The 22,761-nt window shown below is 48.6% G+C and carries 23 protein-coding genes; 6 read left to right on the forward strand and 17 right to left on the reverse strand.

The features are described from left to right. Positions 1 to 6 precede the first annotated feature (6 nt). The 9 genes from traJ to ACYQ0C_RS07900 all read right to left on the reverse strand — a co-directional run bounded on the left by traJ (position 7) and on the right by ACYQ0C_RS07900 (position 7,204). On the reverse strand, positions 7 to 1,002 hold the full coding sequence (gene traJ / locus ACYQ0C_RS07860; RefSeq protein ID WP_016276710.1) for a conjugative transposon protein TraJ: 996 nt from the start codon (positions 1,000 to 1,002) through the stop codon (positions 7 to 9). Positions 1,003 to 1,021: 19 nt separating this feature from the next. Continuing rightward, a complete protein-coding gene (locus tag ACYQ0C_RS07865) occupies positions 1,022 to 1,648 on the reverse strand; it encodes a DUF4141 domain-containing protein (protein ID WP_016276709.1) in 627 nt (208 codons plus the stop codon). Continuing rightward, a complete protein-coding gene (locus ACYQ0C_RS07870; RefSeq protein WP_016276708.1) occupies positions 1,645 to 1,998 on the reverse strand; it encodes a DUF3876 domain-containing protein in 354 nt (117 codons plus the stop codon). Before ACYQ0C_RS07870 ends, ACYQ0C_RS07865 begins: the two co-directional genes overlap by 4 nt. An 11-nt stretch (positions 1,999 to 2,009) precedes the next feature. Next, the gene (locus tag ACYQ0C_RS07875) at positions 2,010 to 4,523 is read right to left on the reverse strand and encodes a TraG family conjugative transposon ATPase (RefSeq protein ID WP_016276707.1); all 2,514 of its coding nucleotides are present in this window, start codon (positions 4,521 to 4,523) and stop codon (positions 2,010 to 2,012) included. Beyond that, on the reverse strand, positions 4,520 to 4,855 hold the full coding sequence (locus ACYQ0C_RS07880; protein ID WP_009291848.1) for a DUF4133 domain-containing protein: 336 nt from the start codon (positions 4,853 to 4,855) through the stop codon (positions 4,520 to 4,522). The genes ACYQ0C_RS07875 and ACYQ0C_RS07880 overlap by 4 nt, the downstream gene beginning before the upstream one ends. Positions 4,856 to 4,865: 10 nt before the next feature. Continuing rightward, positions 4,866 to 5,162 carry a DUF4134 domain-containing protein gene (locus ACYQ0C_RS07885; RefSeq protein WP_016276706.1) on the reverse strand — a complete coding sequence of 99 codons (297 nt, stop codon included), beginning with the start codon at positions 5,160 to 5,162 and terminating at the stop codon, positions 4,866 to 4,868. 164 nt (positions 5,163 to 5,326) lie between these two features. Then, entirely contained in the window at positions 5,327 to 5,989 is a 663-nt protein-coding gene (locus ACYQ0C_RS07890; protein ID WP_025077254.1) for a hypothetical protein, read from the reverse strand. A 2-nt stretch (positions 5,990 to 5,991) separates the two neighbouring features. Next, positions 5,992 to 6,420: a DUF3408 domain-containing protein gene (locus tag ACYQ0C_RS07895; RefSeq protein ID WP_016276704.1), complete on the reverse strand. Its 429-nt coding sequence runs from the start codon at positions 6,418 to 6,420 to the stop codon at positions 5,992 to 5,994. 1 nt (position 6,421) lies between these two features. Further along, the gene (locus ACYQ0C_RS07900) at positions 6,422 to 7,204 is read right to left on the reverse strand and encodes a ParA family protein (RefSeq protein WP_025077255.1); all 783 of its coding nucleotides are present in this window, start codon (positions 7,202 to 7,204) and stop codon (positions 6,422 to 6,424) included. Positions 7,205 to 7,761: 557 nt separating this feature from the next. Here ACYQ0C_RS07900 and mobA point away from each other — a divergent pair. The 3 genes from mobA to mobC are packed head-to-tail and all read left to right on the forward strand — an operon-like array spanning position 7,762 to position 11,464. Beyond that, the gene (mobA, locus tag ACYQ0C_RS07905) at positions 7,762 to 8,184 is read left to right on the forward strand and encodes a conjugal transfer protein MobA (protein ID WP_025077256.1); all 423 of its coding nucleotides are present in this window, start codon (positions 7,762 to 7,764) and stop codon (positions 8,182 to 8,184) included. Continuing rightward, complete coding sequence (gene mobB, locus ACYQ0C_RS07910) at positions 8,169 to 9,437, forward strand: conjugal transfer protein MobB (protein WP_025077257.1); 1,269 nt, start codon at positions 8,169 to 8,171, stop codon at positions 9,435 to 9,437. Before mobA ends, mobB begins: the two co-directional genes overlap by 16 nt. A 17-nt stretch (positions 9,438 to 9,454) precedes the next feature. Further along, positions 9,455 to 11,464 (forward strand): conjugal transfer protein MobC, encoded by a 2,010-nt coding sequence (gene mobC, locus ACYQ0C_RS07915; RefSeq protein ID WP_175271147.1) that lies wholly within the window; start codon positions 9,455 to 9,457, stop codon positions 11,462 to 11,464. 13 nt (positions 11,465 to 11,477) lie between these two features. Here mobC and ACYQ0C_RS07920 read toward each other — a convergent pair whose 3' ends face one another. The 3 genes from ACYQ0C_RS07920 to ACYQ0C_RS07930 are packed head-to-tail and all read right to left on the reverse strand — an operon-like array spanning position 11,478 to position 13,718. Beyond that, entirely contained in the window at positions 11,478 to 11,966 is a 489-nt protein-coding gene (locus tag ACYQ0C_RS07920) for a DUF6650 family protein (RefSeq protein ID WP_025077258.1), read from the reverse strand. A 30-nt stretch (positions 11,967 to 11,996) separates the two neighbouring features. After that, the gene (locus ACYQ0C_RS07925; protein ID WP_025077259.1) at positions 11,997 to 13,007 is read right to left on the reverse strand and encodes a nucleotidyl transferase AbiEii/AbiGii toxin family protein; all 1,011 of its coding nucleotides are present in this window, start codon (positions 13,005 to 13,007) and stop codon (positions 11,997 to 11,999) included. 9 nt (positions 13,008 to 13,016) lie between these two features. After that, a complete protein-coding gene (locus tag ACYQ0C_RS07930; RefSeq protein WP_007845725.1) occupies positions 13,017 to 13,718 on the reverse strand; it encodes a DUF6088 family protein in 702 nt (233 codons plus the stop codon). A 248-nt stretch (positions 13,719 to 13,966) separates the two neighbouring features. Between ACYQ0C_RS07930 and ACYQ0C_RS07935 the strand changes: the two genes are divergently transcribed. Genes ACYQ0C_RS07935 through ACYQ0C_RS07945 form a run of 3 tightly spaced genes read left to right on the forward strand, consistent with a single transcriptional unit; the run spans position 13,967 to position 17,572 of the window. After that, positions 13,967 to 15,289, forward strand: a complete 1,323-nt coding sequence (locus ACYQ0C_RS07935; RefSeq protein ID WP_175271146.1) for a DUF3945 domain-containing protein — start codon at positions 13,967 to 13,969, stop codon at positions 15,287 to 15,289. A 4-nt stretch (positions 15,290 to 15,293) separates the two neighbouring features. After that, positions 15,294 to 15,488, forward strand: coding sequence for a hypothetical protein (locus ACYQ0C_RS07940; RefSeq protein WP_016276697.1), 195 nt, complete (start codon positions 15,294 to 15,296; stop codon positions 15,486 to 15,488). Beyond that, complete coding sequence (locus ACYQ0C_RS07945) at positions 15,485 to 17,572, forward strand: type IA DNA topoisomerase (RefSeq protein WP_175271145.1); 2,088 nt, start codon at positions 15,485 to 15,487, stop codon at positions 17,570 to 17,572. Before ACYQ0C_RS07940 ends, ACYQ0C_RS07945 begins: the two co-directional genes overlap by 4 nt. Before the next feature lie 95 nt (positions 17,573 to 17,667). Here the strand turns inward: ACYQ0C_RS07945 and ACYQ0C_RS07950 are convergent, their stop codons facing one another. The 5 genes from ACYQ0C_RS07950 to ACYQ0C_RS07970 all read right to left on the reverse strand — a co-directional run bounded on the left by ACYQ0C_RS07950 (position 17,668) and on the right by ACYQ0C_RS07970 (position 22,455). Then, positions 17,668 to 18,753, reverse strand: coding sequence for a hypothetical protein (locus ACYQ0C_RS07950; RefSeq protein ID WP_016276249.1), 1,086 nt, complete (start codon positions 18,751 to 18,753; stop codon positions 17,668 to 17,670). A 111-nt stretch (positions 18,754 to 18,864) separates the two neighbouring features. Next, positions 18,865 to 19,395, reverse strand: a complete 531-nt coding sequence (locus ACYQ0C_RS07955; RefSeq protein ID WP_016276250.1) for a dihydrofolate reductase family protein — start codon at positions 19,393 to 19,395, stop codon at positions 18,865 to 18,867. A 401-nt stretch (positions 19,396 to 19,796) separates the two neighbouring features. Beyond that, positions 19,797 to 20,075, reverse strand: a complete 279-nt coding sequence (locus tag ACYQ0C_RS07960) for a helix-turn-helix domain-containing protein (RefSeq protein ID WP_016276694.1) — start codon at positions 20,073 to 20,075, stop codon at positions 19,797 to 19,799. A 12-nt stretch (positions 20,076 to 20,087) separates the two neighbouring features. Beyond that, positions 20,088 to 22,133: an AAA family ATPase gene (locus ACYQ0C_RS07965; protein ID WP_175271144.1), complete on the reverse strand. Its 2,046-nt coding sequence runs from the start codon at positions 22,131 to 22,133 to the stop codon at positions 20,088 to 20,090. Then, the gene (locus ACYQ0C_RS07970) at positions 22,096 to 22,455 is read right to left on the reverse strand and encodes a helix-turn-helix domain-containing protein (RefSeq protein ID WP_004325475.1); all 360 of its coding nucleotides are present in this window, start codon (positions 22,453 to 22,455) and stop codon (positions 22,096 to 22,098) included. Before ACYQ0C_RS07970 ends, ACYQ0C_RS07965 begins: the two co-directional genes overlap by 38 nt. Positions 22,456 to 22,761 lie beyond the last annotated feature (306 nt).

The raw sequence follows: 22,761 nt of genomic DNA on the forward strand, positions 1-22,761 counted from the left end.
TGTTGTTTATTTGAGTAGTTTCCCCGATACCTTTCCACCGATTGCCCCTGCCGCAGCCCCGGCGACTGACCCAGCCCGTGCCACGTTACGGTTATAGGCAGACATTCCGCCAGCCGACACTATCCAGCTTGCCACCGTAGGAATGGTGAAGTAGCCCACGATACCTATAATCATAAAGATTACATACACGGTGCTGCTCCCGTCAGGAATGAAATTCGGGTCTGAAAGCTGCTCGATGTCCTTTTGGAGCATCAGGGTTTGTATGCGTGCCAGCACGCTGCTGAACAAGTCCGACACGGGTAGCCACAGGTAAATGGAGATATAGCGTGAAATCCACTGGGTCAGCGTGCTTTGGAAACCGTCATAGACGGAAATCGCAAACGCCAGCGGACCCAGTATCGAAAGCACAATCAGGAAGAACGTGCGCAACGTGTCTATAATCAGCCCCGCCGCCTGAAAGAGCATTTCCAATAGTTCCCTGAACCAGTCCCGTACGGACTTCTTGATATTGTACGCCGCCCTGTCCATATACATACCCGTCATAGTTACCATGTCGGAGGGCGACCAGCCCAGTTCTTCCAGTTGCCTGTCAAATTCCTCGTCCGATGCAAGGTAAGCCGTTTCGGGGCTTCGCATCAGGGCTTCATATTCCAGTCGGTCTTTCTGCGCCCGGTATTCGTTCATGTCGAAAGTCTGCGTTTCCATAAGCTGGTTGCACCCTTTCACCACTGGCGACAGCACCGTGTTGATAGTACCCAACACGAATGTTGGAAAAAACATGATGCACAGCCCCAGCGCAAAGGGGCGCAGGAGCGGGTACACGTCTATGGCTTCCGCCCTTGCGAGCGACTGCCACACTTTTGCCGCCACGTAGAACAAAGCCCCCAATCCGGCAATACCTTTCGCTACCCCCGTCATGTTGCTGCACAAGGGCATCATCTCATCGTACAGCACCCGCAACACTTGGTGCAGGTTGTCAAAATCCACTGCTGCTAATAACATAGGCATACCGATTTATATGTTACCAGTAGCGTTCATCCGCCGAGCCGTAGAGAGCCAGCACCCGGTCGGTGTCGTTCTTCTTTTTTGCCCGCAGATAGGACACGGAAATGTTCTTTCGGGTGTAGTAGTTCACGAGGTTGCGGTAATTCAATAGGCTTCGGTAGGCATTATCAATAATAGCCAGCCGTTCGGCATCCGTCAGCGACATACCCGTGATGTTCACTACATTCTTCAAGTCCTGCAACACGTCCGAGCTTTCCGACATCAGTTTGGCATAGCCGAACGAGATTGCGGATAGTTCGTCAGGCGTGAAATTCGGGTCTGCCAGCATGTTTTGGAAGTTGCGCACGTAGATTTCGGATATTTCCGCCACCAGTTCGATAGATTTTCCTACCTTGACACCGCCCTTGACAACATCGTGTACCGCTTTGAGCGCATCGTAATATTTTTTACCCTGCTGGAAAATCTTCTGCGCTTCCATGAAGCCGTCCAGCGTGTTCTTGGCTGTGGTGGAAGTCTGCACTATCTGCTTGGTGGTGTTGATGATACCCTGTGCCAAGTTGCCGGGGTCTGACACCACCCACTGTGCGGATGCCTTGCCGATGAAGCAAAGGCATACCGCCATAAGGAGAATTGTTTTCTTCATCTTTTTTTGTTTTTAGGGTTTATAACTCGCTTGTATTCGCCGCCGGGTGAAAGGATTATCCGGTCACGTTCCTTGTCATACGTCAGCAGTATGGCAAAGCCAGTTCCGATAAACAGTTTTCCGTCCTGTTCCGACACTTGATAGGCAGTTTCCAGTACCTTGCCCCTGATATTCGCTTTCCGGGTGACGGTGTATTCGCCGCCCGTTTCCGAGAGCGTGAAAGCCGGGTGTCCCTTGACATGTACCCATTCACCCCGCATTTGCTCCAGCTGCTTTTCCGGGCTATCCTTGCAGGATGCCAATAGCAACACGCAGGAAAAGAGAAGCAAGATTTTACTTGTACGTTTCATATTTCTAAATTTTAAGTGGTTGATAATTGGGGATTTCTCTTGCTTTCTGCAAGCCGCTTGATAGCCAGTTCAAGGTTGCCGCCCAGCTTGTCGGCAAGGGCGAACAGTTCCATTTTCTCGCTTTCCTCTGTCGTGAAGGTGTAATATTCTTCCAATGAAACTTCCGTGGCATATACCGCCGACTGCGTGCCGCCCAGCGAGAAGAAAACTTCCTTGTATTTCCGTCCGGGGTGGTTCGCCATGTTGATAGACAATATCTGCGAACGCTCCTTGTCGGTCAGTCCCAAGAGGTTCTGTATGCTGTCGAACTTGTTGAGATATTTTCTTTGGTCTAACAGTATCTTGCAGTCCGAGTTATTGATGATACTCTCTTTCACGATAGGGGAAGAAATAATATCCTCAATCTCTTGCGTGACTACAATCGCTTCCCCGAAATATTTTCGGACGGTTTTGTAGAGGTAGCGGATATAGTCTGCCATGTTCGCCGATGCAATCGCTTTCCACGCTTCCTCGATTAGTATTAACTTCCTTATTCCCTTTAACTTGCGCATCTTGTTGATAAAGGCTTCCATGATGATGATAGTCGTTATCGGGAATAAAATCTTGTGGTCTTTGATATTGTCCAATTCAAAGACAATGAAGCGTTTATGCAGCAAATCCAGTTCCTTGTCGGAGTTTAGCAAATAGTCATACTCGCCACCCTTGTAATAAGGTTCAAGCACGTTCAGGAAGTTGTCGATGTCAAAATCCTTTTCCCTGACGTTCTTCTGTTCAAGCTGTCGGCGGTAATCATCCCGGACAAACTCGTAGAACGTGTTGAAACAGGGCGTTACAGACTTGTCACCCGTGATACGTTCGATATAGGCACTTACCGCATTGGACAACGCCACTTCTTCCGACCGCTTGGGGGCTTCATCGTCCCGCTTCCATAAAGTAAGGATAAGGGTTTTTATACTCTCTTTCTTCTCGATGTCAAATACCCCGTCCTCGACATAGAACGGGTTGAACGCTATCGGGTTCTCGTTGGTGTAGGTGAAATAAATCCCGTCCTCGCCGTGCGTACGGTTGTGGATAAGCTGGGACAGCCCCAAGTAGCTGTTACCCGTATCTACCAGCAACACGTGCGCCCCTTGTTCGTAATACTGGCGCACCATGTGGTTGGTAAAGAAAGACTTACCCGACCCGCTCGGCCCAAGTATGAACTTGTTTCTATTGGTCGTGATGCCTTTCTTCATGGGCAAATCCGATATGTCGATGTGCAGCGGGCGACCGCTCACCCTGTCCACCATTTTAATACCGAACGGGGAAAGCGAACTCTTGTAGTTCGTTTCTTCCACGAACAGGCAGAGAGCCTGCCCCAAGAACGTGTAGAAACTTTCCTCTGCGGGGAAGTCCGCCTCGTTTCCGGGTATGCCCGCCCAAAAGAGCGTGGGCGTATCGACCGTGTTGTGGCGTGGCTTGCACTCCATTAGCGCAAGCTGGCTTCCCACATCGTTGCGTATGCGTTTGAGTTCGTCCCTGTCATCGCTCCATGCCATGACATTGCAGTGGCAACGCACCGAGATAAGCCCCTTGCTGTGAGCTTCGTTCAGGTACTCGTCTATCCACTCCTTGTTCACTTGGTTGGCACGGGAGTAGCGGGAGAGCGATTGCATATTCCGGGCGGTCTGCTCGAAGTTCTTCAGGTTTTCGGCGTGGTCGTCTATGAAGATGAACTGATTATAGACGTGGTTACACGACAATAGCACGCCCACCGGGGCGGCAAAACTTAACCTGCAATCGCTTCTGTCGGTGGAAAGTTTCTCAAATCGGCAGTCCGTCCCGACCTTTCCGGGCAAATCTTCCACGTCCGAGAGCGTATGCAGGCACAGTATATCGTCCCCGACACGCATTTCTTCCGGGTACAGCCCGATGTCTTTCAGGCAGGTGGTATCTGTCTGCGAGAGCGAGAAGTATTTCTCGATGATGCCCGCCTTACCGTCCTGCCCGGTGATTTCCGATGCCGCCAGCCGGGTAAGGGTGACAAAACCGCTGTCGTTCATAATCCTTTCAAACTGCCCGACTGCTTCGATGAACTTTGCAGCCGTTTCCTTGTCGGCTATTTCCTGTGGGACAATCCTGCCCCGGCATAGGGTGGAGAAGTCGCTCTGTCGGCGGCTTCTCTCCCTTGTCGTTTTCGTTAGGAACAGGTAGCAGTAATGGTTCAGGAACGGGCGTTCATTGAAATGCCGTTCAAAGGAGCGGCTTAAAAAACTAAGCTCGTCCCTTTCCGTGTCGGGCTGGTAGTTCTCCTTGATGAAGAAGTCCTGCTTGTGTACTATGGAGTAGTCGGGCAGCACCTTGATTGCCTTGTACCATGCCGAATGTATGGCTTCGTACTCGGCACTGGTGACGGTGAACAGTTCGGGCAGTTCCACCCTGAAAGCCACCGTTATGTCCGCATCCTTTGAAATGATGCAGCCGTTCTCCACCGCCAAAAGTGGAAATTTCCTTTCCAGCGTGGTAGCCTTTAATGTATTCCTCATGTTCTTTCTTCCTTTCTTCTTTTGTAGGTGAATAATCGGGGTAACGCCTTTCGGCTGATAATGAAGCGTGGGTGTCTTTTGCGGGCGGCAGCTTTCATCAGCCCGTGCGTGCCGTACCGTGCGTTGAGCCGGAACGTCTGCCACACGAGCAGCAGCGAAGCCGACACGATGAAACCGATACATAGCCACTGGTTCACGCCTGCCATGAACAGGACGATGAACACCACGAAGACGGCGAGCAAGCCGCCGCAAAAGATAAAGAGGTACTGGCTTTTCAGCCCCTTGAACTCCACCGGCTTCCCGATACCCCTGTTTACCGGATATTCAGACATAGCTGCCGTTTTAGAGGAAGAACGAACGCAGGATAGTGGCGGCGACAATCAGGAAGATGCACGCCCCGAACCAACTGGCGGCGGTCTTTGAGGTGTCGGGGTCGCCGCTTGAAAATTTGTTATATACTTTTACCCCGCCAATCAAGCCGCAGACCGCCCCGATTGCGTACACCAGTTTTGTGCCGGGGTCAAAATACCCGGTGATTAGGTTCGTGGCTTCGGTGATGCCCGCCTGCCCGTTGCCCTGTGCGTAGGCACTTACCACGGCGGCAAGGAGAGCCGCCGACAAAAAGAATTTCTTTTTCATTACGAATAGATTTTTAATGCCGGGGCAGCGGGTGGATAGTCCGCTGTCACCCGGCGGATGAATAATTTGAAATTTTAGTGGTTGCGGCACGGATGCCGTCTGTTGGTTTTCAGGTTGCCAATCAACCGTAGTCACGTTGCTTCATATTGTTATACATTATTATATTATAGGAAATCGTTCATGTCGAACGCTTCGTGTTCCTTGCTTGCATCGCCAGTTCCGGCAGGGACAGCAGCCGTAGCCAGTTCCGCTTCGTTGCGTCCCAGCAGTTCCGCCACCTTTTCCAGCCCGCCGTTGATGTTCTCCACCACCGCATCGTAGAGGTTCGTCCCCTCAATGCTTGCCAGCGTCCCGGCGGCTTGCCGTTTCTCCGCTTCGGTGGGGTTGTCGGCGTTCGCCGTGCGTACCGTTTCGCCCAGTTCGTCAAAGCTCACGCCCGTAGCCCGCCCGGTATCATCGTCACCGTCCATGTACCCGGCTATTTCCTCGTCCTCGTAGTCGGGTTCGTCATTCTCGTAACCGGGCGTTTCTTCCGCTTCGGCTGCTGCTTCCGAAATGTTTTCTTCCGACTGTCCGTCAGCTTGCGGCGCAAAAATAGTATCATTTTCAGCCGCTTGCGGGAGGTGTCCCGATTTGTCCTGCGCTGTCCCAATTAGTCCACCCTTGTATCGGCTTTCACCTATCAACGTGTAGCCGCCCACTTGTTTTTGCGGAAGTGGTGCATCATTCGCCTTGTCCGTTGGTGTATGGTTGTCGGCATGGCGATACCAAATCCATAGGGCGATATAGTACACCGCCAGCCCGGTAAGTATGCAATAGACCACCATAGCTATACGGGTTTTTGGAAGTGACTTTCATACAGGGTGTTTATCTCGTCTTGGTACTGCTCGAAGTGGCGCAGCAGAATGTTCTCCACGTAGCTGCTTACCGTCACCTTTCGCCCGCCTATTACCGTCACGATACGCATCAGCTTCTCGTGCGTGGTGCGGCTCACGTACAAGGGCTGTCGGTCTGCCAGTTCCACTTTCTGAAAGTAGGTTTCCCGGTAGTCACCCGTGCCGCCCTTGCGCTTGCGGTTTGTCGTTTTCTCCACCCGCACCGTTTCAGTCTGCCGTCCCTCGTGGGCGGTTTCCGTTTCGCCGCCGGGCTGCGGTGCATCATCCGGCTGGCTCTCCCGCTTGGCGGGTACGCCCTGCGAGATAAGTTCTTTCATGAAATCCTCGTCTATCTTCGGCATCCCGCCGCTTTGCTTTGCCATATCATTGTAATTTGATGTAGTACGCTATTTCGGTTATCAGTTCTTCCAAGTTGCTTCCCCTTACCAGCGGGCGGCTGGCGGGAAAGAGCGTGGAACGGAACACTGCCTTTTTATCCGCCACCAATTCCTTTTTGTAGCGTTTGGTGTCGGGGATAAAGGTTTTCATCAGCGGCAGTTCCAGTTCCTTAATCGTCTTGTCATAGGCGGCGTAGAGGTCTGTTTTCTCCCGCCCGTCCACCATGTTCCAAAAGAGGTACAGCCCGGCAAGTCGGCAGGCTTCATTCTTCACCAGCAGCTTGTGGATAGCCACCGCAAACGACAGGCTGCTTTCCAGCACCACCTTGTCGGCTGAAATGGGGGTGAAAATGTAGTCCATACCCGCGAGGGAGTTTATCACGCCCTCGCTGTTCACCGTGCCGGGCAGGTCGAAAAACACTATATCCGGCACGTGTCCGGCGGCTATATGTTCATCAGCCGTTGCAATCGCCTTTTCGGGCGAACTGCACAGCACCGGGTAGGCTTTCTTCCCCAGCCGGGTAAACTGTTCATACGCCATGCGCTTGTAATCTTCATCAGCCCCGACCTGCTCGGCATCCCGCTTGCGCATCCCGGCAATGGAGTGTTGCGGGTAGTCGCAATCGACCACCGCCACATCGTAGCCTTTGAGGTAGTATAGGTAACTCGCCGCCAGTACGGTAAAGGTTGTTTTGCCGACCCCGCCCTTTTGGGTGGAAAAGGCGACATAAAGGGGTGTTTTCTCGTTTTCCATATTGCTTTCGTTCATTATTGGTTGATAGATTTATTGTTTTCAATCATTCAGTCTTTCATTCATTCTTTCCATATTGCAATCTTGAAATATTGAAAGACTGTTTTATTTCAATCTTGTTTTCTTGCTTTCATTCTTTCTTGAAATATTGAAATCCTGCAATCATGCTTTCAATCATTCTTTCCTGATTGGAATATTTCTTTCAATCTTGCTTTCAATCTTGAAATCCGATGCAAAAAAAAGGAGAAAAAACGTCCCCTGAAAACCTTGTCCCGATTTGTCCTGCACTGTCCCGATTTGTCCACCAACCACCTATTTTACAGCATTATAAATCACCGTTACTTTGCAGCGGAGTAACGAACCGCAGGGGGCAGGGGTGTAAAATCAGGCTGGTGCATAACCGGGCTTACCGTTTCACGCTAACCCCAATCCGTCCGTGACGGATTTCGATTTTCGTCAGAAAATAGCAAGGTGTGTTCTATGGCACATAGAACCGTTTTCCGTGCCTGAAAACGCCTTGCCCCTTGCGGGGGTAAAAATCACTCCGAAGTCGTAATTTTTTAATTGAAAGAAGCATGAAAACAAGAAAACCTAACAAGGGCGGTCGCCCCGCCCTCGCAGACCCGGCGAAGCATCGCCATGTCCTTTACCTGAACGACCGGGAGAATGCCCGCTTCCTCTCGCAATGGGAGCAGTCGGGCGTTACGAGCAAGTCCCGTTTCATCGCCGCCCGGTTGTTCGGCGAGCCGTTCCGGGTGGTGAAAGTGGACAAATCGGCGGTCGAGTATTGCGCCCGGCTGACCGAATTTTATGCACAATTCAGAGCCGTGGCGGTCAATTACAACCAAGTGGTAAAGGCGTTGCACAGTAATTTTTCCGAGAAAAAGGCACTGGCTTTTCTCTATAAACTGGAGAAAGCGACCACCGAACTGGCGGCACTGAACCGCCAAGTTATTGCATTAACCAATGAATGCAAGGAACTATGGTTGCCAAAATAAGCACGGGCGGCAATATGTTCGGCGCACTGGCGTACAACCAAAACAAGGTGGACAGCGAGGAAGCAAAGGTGCTTTTCTCCAACCGGATGCTGTTGAGCGAGGACGGGAATTTCTCTATCGGCGAGTGTATGCGCAGCTTTGAAATGCAGATGCCCGTCCAGCTTTCCACCAAGAAGCCGATACTTCATATTTCCATAAACCCGCACCCGGAAGACGTGCTGACCGACCAGCAGCTTTCCGACATCGCACGGGAGTATATGCGGAAGTTGGGCTATGGCGACCAGCCTTATTTGGTGTACAAGCATACCGACATCGACCGCCACCATATCCACATCGTGGGGTTGCGGGTGGACGAGAACGGCAGACCGCTGAATGACAGGTTCGAGCATCGGCGCAGCAAGCAAATCACCCGTGAACTGGAAAAGAAATACGGGCTGCACCCGGCAGAGCGAAAGGAACGTGCCGAACGTCCGGAACTTAAAAAGGTGGACTATGCCGCCGGGGACGTGAAGCACCAAATCGGCAACACCGTGAAAGCGGCTTGTTACGGCTACCGCTTCCAGTCGTTCGGGGAATATAAGGCTTTGCTTGCCGCTTACAACGTGTGCGCCGAGGAAGTCAAAGGCGAGATAAACGGCAAGCCCTATCAGGGCATTGTCTATTCCGCCATGAACGACAAGGGCGAAAAGACAGGCAACCCGGTAAAGGCTTCCCGCATCGGCAAGTCGGTAGGTTATGAAGCGGTGCAGCGCAGAATGGAGAAATCGGGCGAAGCAATCAAGAACGGGAAACTGAAAGAACGCACCCGGAAGATTGTAGCCAATGCCATGCAGACCGCCCACAGCCGCAAGGAACTGGAACAGCAGCTAAGGAAGCGGGGCATTGACGTGGTATTCCGTCAGAACGACAGCGGGCGCATCTATGGCGTTACGTTCATCGACCATGACAGCCGGGTGGTGCTGAACGGTTCACGCTTGGGCAAGGAGTATTCGGCGAACGTGTTCAACGAACGTTTTTCGGGCGAAACCGGAAAGATACACCAGCCCGAAGTGGCAGCACCGCAGCAAGACCAGCCCACGCATCAGGAACAGCAGGGCTTCACGCCGAAAGCCGACATCGTTTCGGGCGTGGCTTCCGTGCTGGGTGCTTTCGGCGGTTTGCTGGGCGGCGGTGCATCAGGCGGTGACGAGCCGCAGGACACCGCCCGCCAAAAGAGAAAGAAGAAAAAGAAGCGCACAAGGCGTATTGACTAACTTAAAAACATACAATTATGCAGCAAGAAGATGATTTGAGAGGGCTTGCAAGGGTCATGGACTTTATGCGGGCTGTCAGTATTTTATTCGTGGGAATAAACGTGTACTGGTTCTGTTACTCCACCCTGAAAGAGTGGGGAGTGACCTTTGAAGTAATAGACAAGATACTGTGGAACTTCCAGCGCACTACCGGGCTGTTCTCGTCTATCTTATGGACAAAACTATTTTCGGTGGTGTTTCTCGCCCTGTCGTGTATCGGCACTAAGGGCGTAAAAGAGGAAAAGATAACATGGGCGAAGATACATTGCAGCCTTGCGGCGGGTGTGGTGCTGTTTTTCCTGAACTGGTGGCTGCTGGAACTTCCCCTGCCCCATACGGCAGGTACGGTGTTTTACATCACCACGCTGTCGGCAGGCTATATCTGTATGCTTATGGCAGGTACGTGGATGTCCCGTCTGTTAAAAAACAACCTTATGGATGATGTCTTTAATATGGAGAACGAAAGTTTCATGCAGGAAACAAGGCTTATCGAAAACGAGTATTCCGTAAATTTGCCGACCCGGTTTTACTATAAAAAGAAATGGAACAACGGCTATATTAACGTTGTAAATGTTTTTCGTGCGAGCATCGTGTTAGGAACTCCGGGCAGCGGGAAGTCGTATGCGGTGGTAAACAGTTACATAAAACAGCAAATCGAGAAAGGTTTTGCACTATATTGTTATGATTATAAGTTTCCCGATTTGTCGGAAATCGCTTACAATCACTTGCTTAACCACTTGAGCGGCTACAAGGTAAAGCCTAAGTTCTATATTATCAACTTTGACGACCCCCGCAAGAGCCACCGATGCAACCCGATAAACGCCAGCTTCATGTCGGACATTGCGGATGCTTATGAAGCCAGCTACACGATTATGCTTAACCTCAATCGAAGCTGGATAAGCAAGCAGGGAGACTTCTTCGTGGAAAGCCCGATTATTCTTTTAGCGGCTATAATTTGGTATCTCCGTATTTATCAAGGTGGTAAGTATTGTACGTTCCCGCACGCCATTGAACTGCTAAATAAGAAATATGCCGATGTGTTCACCATTTTGCGCAGTTATCCCGAACTGGAAAATTATCTCTCTCCATTCGTGGATGCTTGGGAATCAGATGCCCAAGAGCAGTTACAGGGTCAAATAGCGAGTGCGAAAATCCCGCTTTCAAGGATGATTTCACCCGCCCTTTACTGGGTAATGACGGGCGATGATTTTTCACTCGACATCAACAACCCGAAAGAGCCTAAAATCTTGGTTGTCGGCAATAATCCTGACCGCCAAAATATCTACTCGGCAGCACTGGGATTATATAATTCCCGTATCGTGAAGCTGATAAACAAGAAAGGTCAGCTTAAAAGTTCAGTGATAATAGACGAATTACCGACTATATATTTTCGTGGGCTTGATAATTTGATTGCCACCGCCCGAAGCAACAAGGTTGCGGTTCTGTTAGGCTTTCAGGATTACAGCCAGCTTACCCGTGATTACGGGGACAAGGAAAGCCGGGTAATCCAAAATACTGTGGGCAACGTGTTCAGCGGTCAGGTAGTCGGTGAAACGGCGAAGATCCTGTCGGAGCGTTTCGGTAAGGTATTGCAGAAACGGCAGAGTATGACGATTAACCAGCGGGAGAAATCCACCTCGATAAGCACCCAAATGGACAGCCTGATACCCGCCAGTAAAATATCCAACCTCACGCAAGGTATGTTCGTGGGTGCTGTGGCGGACAACTTCGATGAGCGGATAGAGCAGAAGATTTTCCACTGTGAAATCGTGGTGGACAATGAAAAGGTGAAGTGGGAAACCGCCCGTTACGTGAAGTTGCCGCAGATTATCGACTTCACCGACAAGGACGGCAACGACCGGATGCAGGAGGAGATACAAGCCAACTATGACCGCATCCGTCAGGAAGTCCGGCAGATAGTCGAGGACGAAATAACCCGGATTAAGAACGACCCGGAGTTATGCCACTTGATAAAAGAGGAAGAATAAACGGCGAGGAACATTATTCCTCGCTATCTTTTTCAGGCAATATTGAGGATAATTCATCTTCAATATCTATCCCATAAGCCACAGCCATTTGCGCCAACATTATACCAAATGTACCTCTTAATTCGCCTAATGTAGAATTAAATTTCCAGCTACTTATACAATCATAATTGTGCAAATAAAAATGCACCTTATTATTCTCGTTAGTATATTGATTTAAGAACTTCCTACATGCAATACGCATTGCTTTTAAGTAATTATAAAGATTGGTTTCTGATGATATATCTTGTATCTTATCTGTTAGAAAATGTCTGATTTCAATTATTGAATGAATACAATGGTCAGGACATTCTTGTTCATAAGGATTATATAATACTCTTCTGTCTTCTAAAAAACGTATAATTTTAATTGCTTTTGTACGTTCTGTTTCAGACGGATTCCAAGATACACCAAAAATGGGGCAACTTATACCAGTTAATCGTTCTCTTATTTCTCTGAAAATCATATAATTGCTTCTTCTATTTTTAATTAACAGCTATTCTTTGTTTTGTTGCTTTATTCGGTAGGCTTCAAAGCGCACCAGTATTTCGTGTAGGTTCTTCAATGCTTCCACAGCCTTGCCTATCGGCGGCATCTTGCTTTTGTCGAAAGTCAGTTTCTTCAAATCGGTAGTGTACGCCGTAGTTACTTCGGGCAACGCCATGACCGTTTCGGAATCCTTGAATATCGGTGCATCAGCCAGCGACAAGTGCGAACGGGAATTTTTATTTAGTCCGTCCTCTATCGTCACACGGTACATGGCATCCAAGAAATCTTCCGAATGTAGGTAATCGTTATATTCCTGATTGTGGTAGAGTGCCGACAAGTCGTAAACATCACGGATATGCTTTGCCAATAGTGCGGTTGCATCCTCATTGTAAGACAGCTTTACCAGCCTTGAAACCTTGTCGCAGATAGTCTTTCGGGGATTGATACACTGCGTTTCAAAACTTTCCAGCCCGTAGGTGCTTATCAGTTCATCTTGCCCGATGCTTTCAAGAAAGGAGGTCACAATTGGTTTGATAACCCGTTTGTCCGCCGGATAGAACATCAGTTTTTTGTCCGGCAGGTCACAAGATTTTATCTCTACTTCCAAATGCTCTTTAAGCCCAACGCCTTGAAATACATTGTCATACGAGAAATACAGTTTGCGGTAATTACCGCCCGTTTCCGACAAATCTTCCTTGTATATGTCACTGTTGAGTTCGGTTATATACTTTGAAAGTTTCTTGTTCAATGTCTTTTCCGCCTGCTTGGACGCACCTTTATCACCCGTGAACACGAACAAGTCCAAATCTTCCGAGAAGCGTTCTATCAGCCCGTAGGCTTTGGAAAGTGAAGTCCCGCCTTTGAAGTAGGTCTTATCCGCATATTCGGACATGGAAATATCCCGCAGTATCTTCGATACCCAGTAATCCTTTTCCACGTGTGACTGCTCGTAGCCGAAATGTTCAGCCGCCAGTGCGATGATTTCCTTGAACGCTTCCTTGTCCGAATGTAAATTCATATTTCTGTCCTATGCCGTTTTATAATCCAAGTTGAACCGTGTCGTGGGAAGAATAGTCTTTGCCATTTCCGTTTGCAATACGGTTTGTCTGATGTCGCCCAGTATATCCGCCACCACCTTTCTGACACGTGGCGGGTAACTTTTTGCCAAAGATACGATTTTTTCCAGTTCCGGCAGGCTGTACCCGTTGAAATATTGGCTTTTGACCCGGTTGTAGATGTCCTGCCCGGTTGTTCCGGGTATGCGCTTCATGTCCTTTATCGCATCGAGCAGCCGCAAGTACGGGACAAGGCTTTCATCCGGGTAGTCCATGCAGTAGGCTTTCACGCACTCTATATCCAAGTTCTTGAAACGGAAACGGCGAACCGGGTTAGGAGTGGCTATCGTTATGGTTGTGGCTACCTGTTCGGTCAGCCCCATTTTGTTATAGACGTAAGCACCCGTGATATAGCCGTTCAGTTTTTCAGTCAGGTAGCGGAACTGTTCATCCTGATAGACAGGCAGCTTTCCCAGCCCCAGCACTGATTTCTTGGGACGGTAGTACGCCCCCTTTTCAACCCGTACCAGTACTCCTTTGCGGCTCTGTTCGGAGAGCAGCACCGCAACATTGGCGGTCTTTTCCGTTTCAAACGACAAATCCCGGAACGTGAATATACGCCCGGTATCTATCCGTTCAATCTGCCCAAGTATCTCTTTCCTGAATGAAGCCATATTTATGTACTTTGTTTCTATACTGCAAAGATAGTATATTATGTAATCACCTGCAAAAACATAACAAATATTTTGCCGAAGATGTTTTTATTTCTCCAACTGTAGGTTGGATATTTTCATCTGCCACGGACAAATCGGGACAGCGCAGGACAAATTCGGACAGCCCTTGCCGCCCGTCCAAATATAGCATATTTAGTCGCTACCTTTGAGCGGGACTATTCCCGTAACCGCTAAAATTTCAATTATTTATGGCAAACAGAATGACCCCGCCCGCAGAGGGGCAGGAAAAAGACGTGCTGCTGGTCTTGGATAAACAGCAGGGCAAGGTGAGTGCCGTTAAAGGTATCGACAAGGACGGCAATTTGCAGACCGTACCGCCCACTACCGGACATGGCGGCGAGTTCATGCAGGTGGACAAGAACAGCGATGTGTTCAGCAACTTCATTTCCAATTTCTTCCGCAAGTTTCAGGATACTTCCGGGCTGGAACTGTTCAGCGTAAAGGCTTCCCAAGCGGAGCAGGACGCAAAGGCAATCGAGAACAACCACCGCAACCCTACGCCGGAGGGCGACAAGCGGGTTGAAATGTTAAGAGTTCCGAAGCCTGACTTCCACGAGTTCAAGCAGGGCTACCGCTTCGACCCGTCAAAAATTGACTGGGAGAACCTGAAAAAAGTCGGCATCACCGCCGACACCCTGAAAAACACGAAGGACTTCGACCGGGTGATGCGTGGCTACAAGTCCCGCAACACCTACACCGTTTCGGGGACGGTGGGCGGCTTCTTCCTCAAACCAACCGATGTCAAGCTCTCTTTCTATCAGGCTAAGGACGGCACGGTAGTACCCAAGCTGCACGGCGTGCAGCAGGACGAGAAACTGTTGCAACGCCCGTTCCACGAACACGGGTTCACCAAGCAGGAACAGGGCAACTTGCAAGGCACTGGCAACTTGGGCGGCATCGCTGAAATCAAAGACCCGAAAAACGGCGAGCAAATCCCCGTGTTCGTCAGCCGGGACAGGTACACGCACGAACTGGAGTATATGCGGGCTGACAAGTGGAAATGCCCCGACACCATTTGCGGCGTGAAAGTCAGCCCGGAGCAGAAAGCCGCCTTTGAAGCCGGGCAAGCGGTGAAAATGGAAAACCTGCAATTCAGGGACGGCACGAAGCGCAGTGCCTATTTGCAGGTCAGTGCGGTGGAGCGTGGCTTGGAGTTCCTGCCGAGGTCTGCCGTCCAGTTCTTGCAGCAGGGACAACAGCCCGGAGAGCAGCAGGTAGCCGGGTTAAAGGACGGCAAGGGCGTTGAGTTCAACGGTCATGTGCAGCCCGGCGCACAGGGCAAATCCCCCGACAAGGTACAGCCGAAAGACGTTACCCCCGCCGCCGAGAGCCGGACACAGGTAGCGGTCAATTCGGAGGGCAAGACCAACGAAGCCACCAAGCGGGGCAAAGAGCCGCTGAAACAGGGTCAGGACAAGCCCACCGCCAAGCAGAAAGAGAAGCAGGGCAAAGCGCAGGACAAGAGCCTGAAAGCGAACAAGCCCAAGAAGTCCAAAGGAATGAAATTATAAAGGTATGCAGCTAATCTATATTATAGCTATTCCGCTTGTCATCCTGATTTTCTTCATAGTCCTTTCTTTAAAAACCGACTGGAAAGAAATAGACAGGCACAACCGCCAGTATTACGTGGGCGGCTACCATATTTATTATGACCGTAAAATTTTACGGAAAATCAAGTCAGTAACAGACCATAAAAAAGAAACAACATGATTGCATTGATAACAGAAAAACCCAGCGTGGCAAAGGACATCGCCCGCATCATCGGTACGACCCAGCGTAATGACGGTTATCTTTCCGGCAACGGGTATATGGTGACATGGGCGTTCGGCCACTTAATCCAGCTTGCCATGCCGGAAGCCTATGGCGTGGCGAACTTTCGCAGGGAGAACCTGCCCATACTGCCGCCCGATTTCCAATTAATCCCCCGTCAGGTGAAAGCGGAGAAAGGTTACAAGGCAGACCCCGGCGTGCTGAAACAGTTGAAAGTGATAAAGGAAGTGTTCGACCAGTGCGACCGGATTATTGTCGCCACCGATGCCGGACGTGAGGGTGAGTTAATCTTCCGCTACATCTTCCATTACCTGAACTGCCGAAAACCATTTGTGCGCCTGTGGATAAGCAGCCTTACCGACAAGGCAATCCGTGAGGGGCTGGATAACTTGCAGCCGGGAGAGCGTTACGATAACCTCTACCTCTCTGCCAAGTCCCGCAGCGAAGCGGACTGGCTGATAGGGATAAACGCCACTCAAGCGTTGAGCGTAGCCGCCGGGCAGGGGGTGTTCTCGCTGGGCAGGGTGCAGACACCCACGCTCGTGATGATATGCAGCCGCTATTTGGAGAACAGAAATTTCGTACCCGTCAAGTTTTGGCAACTCAAAGCCCATACCGTCAGCGGGGGAATATTTTTCAACGTCCAATCGACCGCCAAGTGGGAACAGCAGCCCGAAGCCATAGCCGCCCTGCAACGGGTTAAGGATGCAGGGCAGCTTTCCGTGAAATCCGTTGAGAGGAAAGAAGCCAGCCAAGAACCGCCGCTTCTATACGACCTTACCACGCTGCAAAAGGAAGCGAACACGAAGCTGAACTTTTCGGCTGACAAGACCCTTTCCATAGCGCAAAGCCTGTATGAAAAGAAAGTGATGTCCTATCCGAGAACCGGAAGCCGCTATATATCGGAGGACGTTTTCGATGAAATGCCGGAGCGTGTCGCCCTGCTGGAGCAATACCCCCGCTTCGCCGGGTATGCCGCCGGGCTGGACGTTGCGGCACTGAACCGCCGCAACGTGAACGATAGCAAAGTGACCGACCACCATGCCTTAATCATTACCGAGAACCTGCCCGGCGAACTCTCCAAAGACGAGCGGGCGGTTTACGAGCTGGTAGCCGGGCGTATGCTGGAAGCCTTTTCGGGCAAGTGCGTGAAAGACGTTACCATCGCCGTGCTGTCGGCGGGAGATACCGACTTCACGGTGAAAGGGTCTGTGATGAAATCAGCCGGGTGGCGTGCCGTGTTCGGCGAGCAGGAAACGGGCGGGGATGAAGAAGCCGCCAACCTGCCGCCACTCCAAGAGGGAGATTGTTTGCCACTCTCCGGCGTGGATCTGCTCGAAAAGCAGACCAAGCCGAAACCGCTGCTCACGGAAAGCAGCCTGCTTGCCGCAATGGAGAACGCCGGAAAGGAACTGGAAGATGCCGAGCTGAAAGCCAGCCTGAAAGATGCCGGGATAGGCACGCCCGCCACCCGTGCGGCGATTATCGAAACGCTGTTCGCCCGCCAGTACATCGTGCGTGAGAAGAAGAACCTTGTACCCACCGACAAGGGGCTTGCCGTTTACAGGATTGTCAGGAACAAGAAGATTGCCGATGTCGAAATGACGGGTATGTGGGAAACCGCCCTTGCCAAGATAGAAGCGGGCAGCATGGATGCCGACACGTTCCGGAAGGGCATTGAGGTGTACACCGCCCAAATCACGGCGGAACTGCTTTTGGTGCAGTTGTCTGTCGCCAATGGCGAAACTTGTTCCTGCCCCAAATGCAATAACGGGCGCATCCTGTTCTACCCGAAAGTGGCGAAGTGTTCCAACGTGGACTGCACGCTAACCATATTCCGCAACAAGTGCGACAAGCAGCTTTCCGACAAGCAGATTGTCGAGCTGGTGACGAAACGCAAGACCGGGCTAATCAAGGGCTTCAAGGGCAAGAACGGCAAGGTTTTCGATGCTTCGCTTGTGCTGAACGAACAGTTCAATGTCGGTTTTTCATTCTCCGAAAAGAAAGCGAAACCGAAGAAATAGCCTATCTTTGCCGCTGAAATTTCATTGTGATAGGTTTTGCAACTTATAATAATTGAAATTTTAGTGGTTGCGCCCGGTTCCCACCGGGCGCATTTTTATAAATTATTATAAGAACTTATTAATTCTGTGGTGATAATTTCTAATATAGTATTCAATTTATCAATTAAAACATCATCATTATTATTAGGAATAAAACTAAATGTTTTATCTACTACTTCTCCGTGAAATATTTTATTGCGTAAAAAATAAGCATATTTACAACATAATAACGCAGCTAATTGCATATTATTAGTTTGGAGATATTCCGCTTGCATGTAATGTGTTATATGATTTTGAATATCTCCTATAAAACCATAACTATTTAATTCATTTTGGCGAAATACCAAGGTCTCGTCTAATAATTTGATGATTCTATTGTCAGTATTTGCTAAAACAAAGTAGTTCTTATAACCCTCATAAACACCTATTTTCCCTCCTCTAGGATAATTGTTTAGGATTAGCTCTCTCCAGTGAAACTTTCGTAACTCATCATACGTCATTGCAGATAGTAGATGCTCTGTATTGGTGAAGTATTGTGGATTAGCAATCAAAAAACTCCTCATTTTTCTCAAAGCATTAAATTCTTTATTGTCTGCATCAGTTCTATTGCTGTAAAAAGAAAGTTGTTCGAATGTCCTCCACAACCTTTCAAATTTATAATATCTCTCTGTTGAGGACATACCTTTAAGCCAATGAGATAAGATGTTTCTTAATTTTTCAGCTTTATCATCTTCTTGTAAGAGAATAGATAAATCTCCATCATTAAAACTTATAGGACTTGTGATAGTACCATCTATTGGCTGTGTCTTCTTGTCATATAACAAAGTTACTACTTGTTCTTCTTTTCTTGCTGTTTTTCTTACTATGTTGATAGAGCAAAGTTGCAAATTAGACAAATTCATAGCGTAACAATAAAGTAAAGCCTTAGCAATTTGTTGGTAAATACTATTTGATGGATTGTTAAGTATAGCATCTTTATCATAGATAGAGGAACGAGATGCAACTATATTAATCTCTTTAGGTTGGAAAATAAAAGAATCTCTAAATGTCCCTGAATTTTTATATGGAACATTACCTATTCTGCAAACAAGTGAATTTCGTTTAGAAAATGTTATTTTTATGTGATAATGATTTGTCCTCATTTCCTTTATGCTATTTTATTATGTACGACATATAAATTAGGTTGCAAAGATAGCCATAAACTTCCAAAACATTTTTATTTAAGCAGATAAATACTTTATATTGAACTTGTATTACACAGAAGTATATAGGTTTTTTCTAAATTTATATATCGAACAAATCACGCCGTTATCCAGCACTTTGCTTTCCGACAGTTTCCATTCAGAGCCGAATGTTTCCCCAATAAAGCCGATGCCTTTGCCCGTCATGACCGGGACGGTGTATATTGTCAGGCTGTCCAGCAACCCGGCTTTAATCAATGAAGTAAGCAGCTTGCCGCCGCCCACCACCAGTATATCGGTTTCCTGTTTCAGTTCATAAATCCTTTGCAGCGGTTCTTCGGTCAGGAACTCCACGCCGCAGTCCGGCGTTACGTTGGTATCATAGTGTGACACCACAAAAGACCTTTTGCTTTTGTGCGGCCACCCGCCCCAGTGTTCAAAGATGTAGTTGTAGGTGTTCGCTCCCATAAGCAGGCAATCTGCATCCAAATAGTATTTGCCGATGATAGCTTTTACTTCATTGGATAACCAGTCCAGTTCTTTGTCTAAAGTTGCGGTATGTCCGTCAAGAGATACGGCGATATGCGCTTTAATTTGTTTCATCCTATCGGGTATTAAACAGTTTACTAATCTATATTCAACTGTCCGCCAGCATCCCAAAAAGAAGCGTGAACTTACACTGCTCCAAAGTAGAGGTACTGGCATACCCTAAATGACGAAACAGGCAAGCCCACGCTATGACGAAGCATAGCATAGACATTGCGCTGAAAATCTCGTCATTTTTTGAAAAGTGCCAGTTTTCTACTTTGAGATATTCGGCGAACGAATATGTTATATATAAAGACGATATTACAGCCGAAACTGTTCAACCGCCGTTATTCTCTTATGTTACTTTTGCAAAAGTAGCGAAAATCGCTGGAATAACCTTGCAAATAATAGAAATCCTGCCTTATTATCATAACAAAACAGGATTCAAGATGAAAATATATGATATTGATTATCACTCAATCCATGCGTTCACGGATTAACTTGTGTATGTCACTTGCACGGTAGAAATATTTTCCGTCTAACGTCAAGTAAGGCAGTATTCCTTTCTTCCGGTAACGTTGCAAGGTTTTGGTACTCACTTTCAGCATAAAGCACAAATCCTGATTGTCAAGGAGTTTTTCGCCGTTCAGGTAATTGTGACCGCTTAACAGACGGTCTATCTTTTTGTCCTGCATATCGAGCCTATCCATGATACGCTCCATCCAAGCCACGAAGTTTTCTTTATCTATATACATAAGGCTACCGGATTAAATAAGACCTATCATAAAATAGCTTTGGTTCACCGGGTCTTTAATGATAATCTCCCGTTCACGCATAAAGCGGATATAACTCTTTGCGGTGCGTTCCTTGACATCCAAGACCTGCTGTAATTGTTCGCAAAGGTCTATATAGGTGATATGTGTCTGTCGCCCGAAAATGTCACGGGCAACGCCTACCAGTTCCCTTTCCTTGCGCTTCTCTTTTTCCTCACGGGGTTTCTCACCCTTGTAAACGTGCATCCCGGCTTTCTTGTCCCATGCAAAGAGCATCAGAGGAACGTCCAGCGGGCTTCCGTCCCTTACTTTCAGTGCTTTTACCACTGACTGGGTAGGTTCTTCGTCTTTCTCTATCGAAAGGATAGTAGCCGCCTTGCGCTGCAACTCGCTACCCAAATGTCCCCGCAGTTTCAAACCGTTCGGGACGAAGTGCAGCACACAAAGAATACAGGTGTTGTAGATGCCCGCCAACCGATAAAGTTCATCTATCACCGCCACGCTTTCCGCTTCATCATTGGCACTTTTTACAAGGTCGGCTATGCCGTCAATGACGACCAACTGGATGCCGCCGTACTGGTAGTAGAACTTATCCATGCTCTGCACAATGGCGTTCAAGCGTTCTTTGCGTGACATACCGGTAAGACAAAACGCTTTCAGTTCATCGGGTTTGTCCGGCTGTTTGGCACGTGCCAGCAGGTTGCTTACATTCTTGAACAGTTGCACTTCCGATTGCTCGGTATCGTAAAGCAAGACCGCCTTGTGCCTGCCGTTGGCGGTTATCTGTATGCCCAGCGTATCTACTTCCGCACCAGCCGGGCAAATGCAGCCCGCCACGATTGCGGCTACATAATTGCTCTTTCCCGTTCCCTCGCCCCCGGTGATGCCGAACAGGTTGCCTTGTGTTCCTAACGGAACGTCACCCGCCGAAATAATCTCTTGCGCTTTGGCGGGCGGGTTGTTGAAATCTATCTCGCATGATTTAAGCATAATCAATGTGTCGCTATACAGGTTGTCTAAAAATTCGATAAACAGTTTCAGGAAATCTTCACGGGTGTTCCCGGCTTTGAAGTAGTCGGATATGTCCTTTTCCTCTTTCGTTCCCGGAAGCGGGAGCAGCAGGCGTTTCACGCCAAATTCTTCCAATAGTTTTTCCTGCTTGCGTGAGCTTTCCCTGCCCGTCTTGTCCATGTCAAAGAGCAGGACGATGTGTTTGAAGCGGAATGTCAGCCTATAAACCAGCGTGGGTGGTATCGTCACCGTTTCGCTGTTGAAGCAGATAGCGTGAAAACCATGCGCCGCCAGTGAAAGTACGTCTTTCTCGCCACCCGTGATAAAGAGCGTATCGCCTTTGGCGGGCAGTTGTTCCAGTCCGAAACAGTAGTTTTCGCCGAAGCTGCCGCCGTAGAGGAAGCGGGGTGTGGAGAACGGACGGTACAGTTTGATGTGCTGCTTGCCCTTGTAGCCGTACATGGGTTCTGCCACAGATGAAGTGTAGGTGTACGGTTTCCCCTCTGCCGTTTCGCTGTTGTACTCCCGGAGCGAACAGACCTTGTAATGTTCCAGCAGTTCGGGCGTGATGCCATATTGCCGCCAGTATTCCAACTCGGCGGGGGTGAACTTCTGTTCCCGAAACTGGTAAGGCTTGACGGGCTTTTCGGGTGTTTCTTCGAGTTTGTCCGGCACTGCCCGGCGGACGGTTACAGGAGGGACGGAAACCAGAGTGCCGGAAGCCTGCCCCAAGCCCAAATCCCGGTCGATGATTTCCAGTATCTCCACGAAGTCAGCCGCCCGATTACAGTCCAGCCCCTTTAACTGCCCCACAAAGAAAAAACAATCGCCGCTATAATTGTCGTTACCGAAGTCTTTCATCTTGTACATACCGCTATGGCGGTCGAAGTAGATATTACAGGATGCTTTTTTGTCCTGATAAAAAGGATTAAGAAAGTGCCTGCCAATACGCCAGTCACCGGGTAAGTAATGTTTGAAAACAAGCAGACCGTTATTTGTTCTGCTTAGAATTTCTTCTTTCCTTAACATATTTCTGATGATTGGTTATCAGTTCATTTATACACTCCTTGTCACGCTTAATCAAGCGTTCTTCCAACATTCGCTTTACTTCCTTAATCTTGTAAAAGTAATGCCCCTTGATGTCGGAGTAAGAAATCATTCCTGCCGCCCGTAGGCGTTGTAAAGTACGGTCACTGATTTTCAGGAACGTGCAGACTTCGTAACTATCCACCCAAATTTCATCTTCATCGGTCTTGTTTTCGTCCAAGTGATTGAAAATGTAGTCTGCTATGGCGGTAATCTTGTTGTCAAGTTCCTTATAGGCTTTTGACTCAAATGTTATAATTTCCATATTGCTAACTTATTGATTTGCCGCAAAGTTCGGGAGAAGAAATAACCTAAAAGTCATGGTTGTATCTATCATGGTATTACTTTTTTTCAAGCTATTTTTAGGGGAGTATTGGCGTAAAAGCTCCACAAAATGTCATTTTTCAAAGTAGATTTCACCATAAAAAGGAAGTACCATATTGGGGTGAATATGGTACTTCATAGTTCTGTATTACAAAGGATTACTTTATGTCATCCTCATTTGAACTAACATGGGTTTATCAGGGAATGGTTGCTAATATCTTGTAAGTATCGTATTTGCTTTTTCAAT

The sequence above is a fragment of the Phocaeicola sartorii JCM 17136 = DSM 21941 genome, from assembly GCF_054653615.1.